The 9,241-nt window shown below is 59.8% G+C and carries 7 protein-coding genes; 4 read left to right on the plus strand and 3 right to left on the minus strand.

Annotation, left to right across the window (positions count from 1 at the left end):
- The first annotated feature begins 162 nt into the window (after positions 1 to 162).
- A complete protein-coding gene (locus tag JKL46_RS28255) occupies positions 163 to 861 on the plus strand; it encodes an IS6 family transposase (protein WP_201839795.1) in 699 nt (232 codons plus the stop codon).
- Between the two features lie 585 nt (positions 862 to 1,446).
- Here JKL46_RS28255 and JKL46_RS37005 read toward each other — a convergent pair.
- From JKL46_RS37005 to ku, 3 genes are all read right to left on the minus strand, one after another.
- Positions 1,447 to 3,516, minus strand: a complete 2,070-nt coding sequence (locus JKL46_RS37005; RefSeq protein WP_201839798.1) for a M10 family metallopeptidase C-terminal domain-containing protein — start codon at positions 3,514 to 3,516, stop codon at positions 1,447 to 1,449.
- A 236-nt stretch (positions 3,517 to 3,752) separates the two neighbouring features.
- Positions 3,753 to 5,330, minus strand: a complete 1,578-nt coding sequence (gene ligD, locus JKL46_RS28265; protein ID WP_343074139.1) for a non-homologous end-joining DNA ligase — start codon at positions 5,328 to 5,330, stop codon at positions 3,753 to 3,755.
- Positions 5,331 to 5,362: 32 nt separating this feature from the next.
- On the minus strand, positions 5,363 to 6,244 hold the full coding sequence (gene ku, locus JKL46_RS28270; RefSeq protein WP_201839807.1) for a non-homologous end joining protein Ku: 882 nt from the start codon (positions 6,242 to 6,244) through the stop codon (positions 5,363 to 5,365).
- Positions 6,245 to 6,442: 198 nt separating this feature from the next.
- On the opposite strand from ku, the gene JKL46_RS28275 reads away from it, so the two are divergent.
- From JKL46_RS28275 to JKL46_RS28285, 3 genes are all read left to right on the plus strand, one after another.
- Positions 6,443 to 6,631, plus strand: a complete 189-nt coding sequence (locus tag JKL46_RS28275) for a DUF3606 domain-containing protein (protein ID WP_201839808.1) — start codon at positions 6,443 to 6,445, stop codon at positions 6,629 to 6,631.
- A 21-nt stretch (positions 6,632 to 6,652) separates the two neighbouring features.
- Complete coding sequence (locus JKL46_RS28280) at positions 6,653 to 7,411, plus strand: DUF72 domain-containing protein (protein WP_201839810.1); 759 nt, start codon at positions 6,653 to 6,655, stop codon at positions 7,409 to 7,411.
- A 186-nt stretch (positions 7,412 to 7,597) separates the two neighbouring features.
- Complete coding sequence (locus tag JKL46_RS28285) at positions 7,598 to 8,824, plus strand: glycosyltransferase (RefSeq protein WP_201839814.1); 1,227 nt, start codon at positions 7,598 to 7,600, stop codon at positions 8,822 to 8,824.
- The last annotated feature ends 417 nt before the right edge of the window (positions 8,825 to 9,241 follow it).

Here is a 9,241-nt window from a genome sequence, read left to right on the forward strand (position 1 = left end):
CCGCCCGCGCGGAGCAGCTGACCCAGAACTCGGTTGTTCGTCACCTGATCGAGCGGGCATCCGACAGCTTTGGCTCGGGCAACGACTTCCCAGGGCTCCGTCGCAAACTTTTTGTTTCAAAGTTTCAGCTAATGCCACCTTGGTTTAGGGACGGAGGGTGGCGTGTTCAAGGGCAGGCATTTCGATCGCTCGGTGATCCTTCTCTGTGTGCGGTGGTACCTTGCCTACAATCTCAGCCTCCGGAACTCGGAAGAGATGATGGCCGAGCGCGGCATCTCCGTTGATCATGCGACCGTGCATCGCTGGGTTGTCCGGTACTCGCCCGAACTGCTTGAGCGCTTCAATCGCCGCAAGCAGGCGGTCACCAGGAGGTGGCACGTGGACGAAACATATATCAAGGTGCGCGGGCGTTGGACGTATCTCTACCGCGCCATCGACAGCAGTGGAGACACAGTCGAATTCTGGTTCAGTGAGCGACGAAACCTTGCTGCTGCCAAACGGTTGCTGAGCAAGGCACTGAAGAGGCATGGCCGTCCCAAGCGGATCGTGATCGACGGCAGCCAGACCAACCGCGAGGCGATCTTGTCCTGCGATACCGCAGACCGGCTCGAGAACGGATCGCGGCGTGAACTGAAACCCATTCGCATCCGGCAAAGTGCCTATCTGAACAATCGCATTGAGCAGGACCACCGCGTCATAAAGAGGCGCATTCGGCCTATGCTTGGTTTCCAGTCTGCGGTCACTGCCCGTTTGATCCTAAGTGGGATTGAGATGGTTCACATGATGCGCAAGGGACAGGCGAAGTACGCCCGCGATCCGCAGCCGTCGCTCGCCGAACAGTTTGACCTACTCGCCGCATGAGCGGATCACAGTCTCCTGCTACCATCTCATCCCTGCTCCGGATTTGCGACAGAACCAGCGAAACAGCCACCGCCGTCCTTATTTTAATCGAAGACCTTCCAGCGCGTCGTGATAGGGCCGCCGACCGAGCCAATTTCTCCGGCACTCAAGATTAGGATGATGCAGTGGCGGCGACCCAACCTCAATCTGAGCTCGGGCATGCGAGCATGCCGCACAACCAATATGGTCCCCAGCGTGGCCGCTTCCCCAAAGAAACAGCGCAGCGCCACTTGACGCCAAGCAACCAATAGGCGGTGTTTCAGACGGCTATCAATAAAAGTGCCAAAACTGCCAATGAAAATCCGTATCTCGGCTCGTTCATGGGGGCTGCGTCAGTGGTCTCCTGACTGCGAACCGCAGTCAACGGCAATCGGTTCCACTGGACTTTGGAATTGTCTTGCTAGGCGACTGAGCAATACTTCGCCATGTATCAACGCTCCCAGCGCGCATCAATTTGGTAGATGCCGGCTATTTTGGGGAAGCACCAGTCCGCCACGAGCCTTCACCGATCCCGCGCATCCGTCTATTCAGAGAATGGCCGCGAACTCAAAGATAAAAATCGCCTTTGTCGAGGGTGGTGAGCCCAGCGACCTTGATTTGAAAGTCTGCGGCCTTATCGCCATTGATGTCGCCGGACAGCACACCGCCTGAAAACCCGAGCTCCCCCGCCTTCCCGCTGAAGGCGGCCTTGCCGATGAACTTGAAGGCTTGGTTGCCGCTTGCCTTGGTGCTGGCGTCGATGCCACGCAGGTCGATGTGGTCCTGACCACGAGCGAAATCCCTGATCGTGTCGATGTTCGAGGTCCGCGACTCCGCAACGGATTTGAAGATGAAGCTGTCCCGCCCTGTGCCACCACGGAGGATATCGTGTCCACCTCCGCCGACGAGGACATCATCACCGGCGCCGCCCTCCAGGGTGTCATGGCCGCCCCGCCCAGTCAGCGTGTCACTCCCTCCACCGCCCCTGATGACGTTGGCGGCATTGGTGCCGCGCAGTGCGTCGGCATGGGCGCTGCCGACCAAGTTCTCGATGCTCACGTAGATATCGCCTGTCGCGTCGCCGGTGTTGAGCGAGCGCGTCAGAAGATCAACCCTCACTCCGGCACCCGCGCCAGCATAGCTGGCATAGTCGCTACCGGTTCCTCCATCGAGCCGGTCGCCGCCGGCGCTCCCATGCAGGACGTCGTTGCCGCCGCGGCCAACGAGCGTGTCATTGCCGATGTTGCCGTTCAGCCGGTCGTTGCCGGCACCGCCCGACACAGTGAGATCCGGCGTGACAAACGCCGAGGGCGTGACCGTTGGTTCAGCTGGCGAAGTGATCGACGGCTCGACTGGGACGGTCAACAGGCTGAGGCTCGTCACTGCCGTTCCGGACAAGAGTTCCTCGACGGAGTAGCGCCCATCGAGAAACTGAAACCATTCAATCCCCCGGACGATGTCCTCGCCATCGGGCGCACCCGACCGATGGTCGACAATATGGGCCGATCCGTCCGTGAGCTGCGTGACGCTGTAGTGCGCGCGATCCCCGCTAAACAGCGCAGTATCGCTCCCAGTGCCGCCATCCAACACGTCGTCTCCAACGCTGCCAGACAGAGTGTCGGCTCCGGTGCCGCCCTTCAGGATGTTGACGGCCTGGTTGCCGATCAGGGTGTCATTGCCGGACCCGCCGGTCGCATTCTCGATCAGGGAGCGTGTGTCGTTGTTATAGAGCAAGGCATTGGCAATGTTGCCGGTAGCGACCTTTGATCCGTTGTAATGGAGCCTGGCCAACTGGGCTGTCGATGCGACCGTCCACTCGCCGGGCCGGAGATCGACTTTGAGGCCGCTCGTATACGACGAGAAATCGTAGATGTCAGTGCCACCGCCATCCCAGACCGTCTGAAAGATCCGGTTTGCCCCGGCCGCGCCTTGGCCGACGCCGTTGACGAACATCTCGCCAGTGGTTGGACTCCAGCCATAGGTCGTGTTGGAAGCGTTGGTGGCAAAATTGGCGCCGTACAGGTGCTGGAGAGCAGCAATATCATACATCATGAGCGACTGAGCATAGCCAGCGTTCTCGTTGACGTAGCCCATGGTCGTCGAGGCGCCCACATAGGAACGGTAGCTCATGACCGTGTACTCCATCGAGTCGCGATCCTGCGGCATGACAAAGTGCTGGTGCGCATGCTCGAGCCCGAGCGCGTGGCCGATCTCATGGATGAAGGTCAGGTTGGCGTAGTTGCCCTTCTGCGGGGTGTCATAAGCGTCACTCGAATTGTTGAACCATGCATCCCCGCCTGCGGTATTCGTCGTCGGGAAATAGGCCCAGGCCGTGATGGGCGTGTCCGACATTGCAAAGCGCAGATCCGCATGCTGCGCCGTTGTTTCCGCCACTTCGGTGAAGCTGAGATTGGCAACCGAGGCATAGAGCTTCAGGGCAGCCCGGGTCGAGGTCTGCTGCGTGGCATTCAGGGCTTCGAAATTACTGAGAGGCTCTCCGTCTCCATATGCACTGCCATAATAGGAGGCACTGGCCGGAAAGCTGTAATTGAGATTGTTGACCGCCCATTTCAGGTTGCCCAGGAAACCATCAATGTACGCGTTGCCGGTCAAGCTGTAGGTAGCAACAGCAGGCATGAACTCGTCCAGTTTCGCCAGAGAACAGATTGAGGAACGGCCACGTTAAGCATTCTGCTCGAAAGCAGCTTGAGAATAACGTAAGCTCAATTCGCCGACGACAGGCAAATAGGAATTTTATTTATCCTTTGCAACAGCTAAATAAGCTTAACGGCATACTTTTGAAGCGTGACTGTTTATTTTATCTGTGAGCGGTGGCTGCTTTCCCCAAAATCGTCGCCACTCATTACGCGGCCTCACGCTTTCTTTGAAGACGAGGTGAGCGTGACATTCGTGCTTTGCAGCACAGGGATCTTGCTAGCAAAGGGCGAGGCCTTCATCTCAATCGAGGTGAGAGTCTTGTAGAGAGCGCCCGCTACCTCCGATGTGAAACCTGTGCCGACACGACCGACAGGAATAAGCTTGCCAGCTTCATAGACTCCCATGACCAGCGAGCCCACTGCTTTCTTGCTCGCGGTCGATGGGAGGTAGCCTGCGATCACCAGTTCTTGGCGTTGCGTGCATTTCGACTTGACCCAATCGTCGCCTCTGCCTGATCTGTAGGGCTGATCGGCGCGCTTGGAGATGATCGCCTCCAGACCCATTCGACAGGCGTGCCTGACGAGTGTTGCACCATCCTCCTCAAGATGGTCGCTGAAGCGGATAGCGCCAACCTGGGGCAGGTCATCGAACAGAAGCCGCAAGGCCGCGTTGCGGCCCGCCAATGCCGCCTTCCTGAGGTCCTCGCCGTCGAGATAAAGCAGATCGAAGACATAATAGACGAAGCGCTTGCCTTTCCCACCCTTGAGCTCCTTCTGCAGCGCCGAGAAGCTTGAAACTCCTGCCTCGTCCTCCACGACGATTTCGCCGTCGAGCAACGCCGATGGAATTTTCATTTCCTTGAGGGCATTTGCGATTGGCTTGAACTTCGCAGTCCAATCAAGCCCCTTTCGTGTCAGGAGTTTGATATCGCCGCCTTCGATGCGGGCCTGCATACGATAACCATCGAGCTTGATCTCGTGAAGCCAGTTGTTGCCGCCCCTTGGGGCATTCTCAACCAGTTGGGCCAAGGCTGGCTCGACAAAGGGTAGTAGAATGCCGTTCTTCGCACCTTTGACCTTCGAGGGACGCCGCGATCTCTCCGACCCGGATCTAGCCACCTTTGCGCGTGCAGCGTGATCCACACGGATGTCGCCTTGAGCGGCCAGTTCCTCGATGGTCCGGCCTGATTTGAGCGACGTCGTCTCCTCCTCCAGGATGTCGGGATCCTCCGAGGTGCGGGCAGCCTCATCGTCGGACTTTAGCAACAGCCACTGCTCGTTCTTGTCGCCGGGCTTGCCGCGGGTCCGCACGAGATGCCACTTGCCTTTGAGGCGTTCGCCCTCGAGAGAGAACGTCAAACGGCCACGGGCATAATCGGCATGTGGGTCGCCTTCCGGAATCCAGCGGCCCTGATCCCAGACGATCATGGTCCCACCGCCGTACTGACCGGCCGGGATGACGCCCTCGAAGTCGATGTACTGCAGGGGATGGTCTTCTGTGTGGACTGAGAGGCGTTTCTCGCTCGGAACCAGGCTCGGGCCCCGCGTCACCGCCCAACCTTTGAGAACCCCGTCGAGCTCCAGCCGCAGGTCGTAGTGCAGGCGGCGCGCATCATGCTTCTGCACCACAAAGCGGTTACCCTGAGACTTGACTCTCTTCGCCTTGGGTTCGCTCGTGATGGAGAAGTCGCGTTTCGCCCGGTAAGTCGAGAGAGAACCAGAGGCTCTTTTCTTGGCGCTTCGGCTTCGCGACGGCGCTTTCCTGGCTTTCATACTAGATGATCCCGCAGCCATGGCACACTCCTAGGCAACACAACTCGGCGGGCCTAGCCAGCCTTGCGCACCTTCGCCTTGGGTGGGGGCTTTTTTGCCGATTTGGATTTCGACGCAGGCTTCTTCGTCGAAGCAACCTTCTTGCCCGCAGATCCTGCTTTCTCCGCCGAAACACTGCGCTTGAGCGCATCCATCAGATTGACGACGTTGGAAGGCTTCTCGGACGCCTGCTCCTTCACAGGCTTGCCAGCCTGCTTTGACTTCAGCAACTCCGCGACCGCTTCCTCATAGCGATCATCGAATTGTTTCGGATCGAAGTGGGCTGCCTTGCTGTCGATAATGTGGGCGGCGAGATCCTTCATCTCCTTGGGATACTTCACCTCACTGATTTCGTCGAAGACCTTATCCTCGTCGCGAACCTCGTCGGCCGCGTGCAGCGTCGTGCCGACAAGCCCCTCATCCAAGGGCTCGAGCAGGATCATTCGCTCGCGCCGCGCCAGCACAATGCGGGCAATGCCAGCCATGCCTTTGTCGCGGATGGCATCGCGAATGACGCAGAATGCCTCGTTGGACACCTTATCGGTCGGGGCGATGTAGTAGGCGGTATCGAGGAAGCGCTCGTCGACCTCCTCTCGTGGCACGAAGCTCTCGATATCGATCGTGTGGGTGCTTTCCAGCTTCAGGGCGTCAAGTTCTTCGTCCTCGACCTGGATGTAGCTGCCCTTCCCGACCGCGAACCCTTTGACCTGGTCTTCACTCTCGACGACTTCCTCGGTCTCGCTGTCGATAAACTGGCGCTTCACCCGGTTCCCAGTTTTGCGGTTGAGGGTGTTGAAACGGATCTTCCCGCCCGACGATGTCGAGGGGTACAGGCCGACCGCGCAGGACACGAGAGAGAGCTTGATGTGGCCTTTCCAAACCGTCCGTTCAGCCATGGGTAGAACTCCCAACGATACGCTACTGTGTGACAAGTCTGGCAACCTTGACCGGCACCCTCACGAGTCAGGAACGTCGCCCTGAAATGACTCGTTCCGAGTTCTCCACAGGACTCTCCGGTGCGGTTAATGCCCCATGAAACTACCCTCTATTGTGGCGCATTTTGGAGTCGGGGTTGTTGTGTATGGAGTAATCGAATGTCTGATGACAAAGCCAATCGCGGTGGTGCGGACCGGGGCCGGGTCGCCGGCGGCGAAGGGTACGAAGTAGGCTACTTTGCGCGGAAGCACGGCATCAGTGTTGCGCAGGCTGAGGAGTTGATCAAAGAGCACGGGAACAGTCGCGAGAAGCTCGATGCGGCGGCTGGGAAGCTCAAGCGAGGCTAATCTTGGCAGCCCGGTGCCCTGATGTCGGGTATGAGTGAGCACCGCATCTATGTTGGGACCGCCGCCTGGGCGATCCCAAAGCAGTACGACAATGCCTTCCCGAGCGAGGGTAGCCATCTCGTGCGGTACGCGAACCGGTTTGACAGCGTCGAAATCAACTCCTCGTTCTATCGCCCGCATCGCGTGTCGACCTATCAGCGCTGGGCTGGTGATGTCCCGGAGCATTTCCGCTTTGCCGTGAAGATGCCGAGGACGATCACCCACGAATACCGTCTGCGCGATGTCGACGAGCCGTTGCAGCGCTTCCTGGGAGAAATCGCCGGATTAGGATCCAAGCTTGGACCAGTTCTCATCCAACTTCCCCCGAGCCTGAAGTTCGACCCCAAGGGCATGCGATCGTTTGTTGAGCGGCTCCGAAGGTCCTTCAATGGGGACGTCGTCTGTGAGCCCCGGCATGCGTCATGGTTCATAGCCGATGTCGATGCCTTCCTCATTGAGTATCGGATCGCCCGGGTGGCGGCCGATCCCAAGCCCCATCCGAGTGCCGGTACTCCGGGCGGCTGGACTGGGCTGGTGTACTACCGCCTGCATGGGTCGCCGAGAATGTACTACTCGGCTTACTCGCAAGAGAGCATCGCGCAAACCGCCAGGACTCTTGAAGACCATGCGAGCGCCGGACGGGCAGCATGGTGCATCTTCGACAATACGGCTGCTTTCGCTGCGACTGGTGATGCGCTGAGCACATTGAAGCTTCTTCAGTCTCAGGCGCCCGATCGTTAGTTCTCCATAGGCGACTTTCCACGCGATCGCAGCATTGCTTGGCGAGCGTTCGTTGACAGCCTGAACGGAGATGGAAGAGCGATCACCCCTCTCATTCTTGTTTTGTAGCGGACCCCCGGCTTGTGGCAAGCCCCCAGACATGTCGCATAAACGCTGCCCTCGATCACACATGAGGGAGTCGTGACGATGCGTGTGCTGTTGTCGACCTATGGATCGCGTGGGGATGTTCAGCCGCTGGGGGCACTTGGCCGGGCCTTGCAGTCGATGGGTGTCGAGCCGCTGGTATCTGCCCCGGCCGATGCGGAGTTCGTCGAACTCCTGAAGCGAGAGGGCCTGCCGCTGGCACCGGCCTTCATGCCCGTGCGCCTGTGGATCGCGCAGGCGAAACAATCAGGTCTGCGTCTGCCCGAGCTCGCGGCGAAGATGGTTCCGGCCCAGTTCGATGCGATCGCTGCGGCGGCCGAGGGCTGCGATGCCATCGTCGCAACCGGCCTGTTCCCATCCGTGGCGGCCGCTCAGTCCGTGGCTGAGAAGCTGGGGATCCACTTTAGCTGGGCGGCCTTCTGTCCGCTCATGGTGCCGTCACCGCACCACCCGCCCATGGAATATCCGGGCTGGCCACACCCGCTGGAGGTGACCGACAACCTGGCCCTTTGGGAGTTTAACGCCCAGGCAAAGAACGCGCTCTTCGGCGCGGCGATCAACACCCACCGCGCCTCAATCGGCTTGCCGACCCTCGACAATGTCCGCGATTACGTCTTCACCCATCGCCCGTGGCTGGCATCGGATCCGACCTTGAGCCCATGGCAGCCAACCGACCTGACCGCCGCGATCCAGACCGGGGCCTGGATCCTGCCGGATACGCGCCCGCTCCCGGCCGAGCTTGAGGCGTTTCTGGATGCTGGCGATCCCCCGATTTATGTCGGCTTCGGTAGCATGGCCATGCACGCCACGGAAGACCCTGCCCGCATCGCCATCGAGGCAGTCCGCGCGCAGGGCCGGCGCGTCATTATCGCCCAGGGCTGGGCCAATCTGGCCCTTATTGATGGTCAGGAAGACTGCTTTGCTGTCGCTGAGGTCAACCAGCAGGCGCTCTTCACACGGGTCGCCGCCGTCGTGCACCACGGCGGCGCCGGAACAACCACGGCGGCTGCCCGCGCTGGCGCGGCTCAGGTGGTGGTGCCCCAAGTCGCCGACCAGCCGTATTGGGCCAGCCGGGTCAGCGCACTCGGTATCGGTGCGGCGCACGATGGTCCCATCCTGAAAACCGGGACGCTCTTGGCTCCGCTTAGAACAGCGCTGGCGCCAGAGACCCACGAACGAGCGGCCATCATCGCCAAGACGATCCGCAGCGACGGAGCAGTGGTCGCTGCCGAACGGCTCGTTGCTGCAATCCACAGAGGAAGCCAGTAGGGTTCAGGCTGCCCTAACCAGCGCCTGAACGGCGTCTGAGGGACAATGGAAAAGCCTAGGCTCCGGGGTCAACGGGCGGAATGCCTTGCATCTCCTGCCGCGCCAGCTACGGGCCTGGGCTGATAGGGTACCAGACGGGCGCTCGCATCGTCAGGCGAGCACAGGATCAAGCCGTATTGGATTACATCCGTCCTAACACGACTACATCGACGCTGGCGGTGACGCCCGCCGCGATCGAAGTCCACAATACTGTCCGCTGGGGTAAGCCTGATATAAGGATTGATATACAATTCGCAAGCGGGGCAGGGCGAACATTTGGTCGCACGATCGGCCTGGTCTTAGAGGCTGACTGAAAAAGGTTGAGTGGCCTCAAGCCCCTGTGATTCCGTCGGATTTGCGAAGATTCGATGGAGGTCA

This window comes from Microvirga zambiensis WSM3693 (assembly GCF_016735695.1).
Classification (GTDB): domain Bacteria; phylum Pseudomonadota; class Alphaproteobacteria; order Rhizobiales; family Beijerinckiaceae; genus Microvirga; species Microvirga zambiensis.

Excerpts from the sequence above, each read along its gene's own strand:
- JKL46_RS37005 (WP_201839798.1), bottom strand. The coding sequence starts at position 3,516 with ATGCCTGCTGTTGCTACCTACAGCTTGACCGGCAACGCGTACATTGAT.
- ligD (WP_343074139.1), bottom strand. The coding sequence starts at position 5,330 with ATGGCTGCGGGATCATCTAGTATGAAAGCCAGGAAAGCGCCGTCGCGA.
- ku (WP_201839807.1), bottom strand. The coding sequence starts at position 6,244 with ATGGCTGAACGGACGGTTTGGAAAGGCCACATCAAGCTCTCTCTCGTG.
- JKL46_RS28275 (WP_201839808.1), top strand. The coding sequence starts at position 6,443 with ATGTCTGATGACAAAGCCAATCGCGGTGGTGCGGACCGGGGCCGGGTC.
- JKL46_RS28280 (WP_201839810.1), top strand. The coding sequence starts at position 6,653 with ATGTCGGGTATGAGTGAGCACCGCATCTATGTTGGGACCGCCGCCTGG.
- JKL46_RS28285 (WP_201839814.1), top strand. The coding sequence starts at position 7,598 with ATGCGTGTGCTGTTGTCGACCTATGGATCGCGTGGGGATGTTCAGCCG.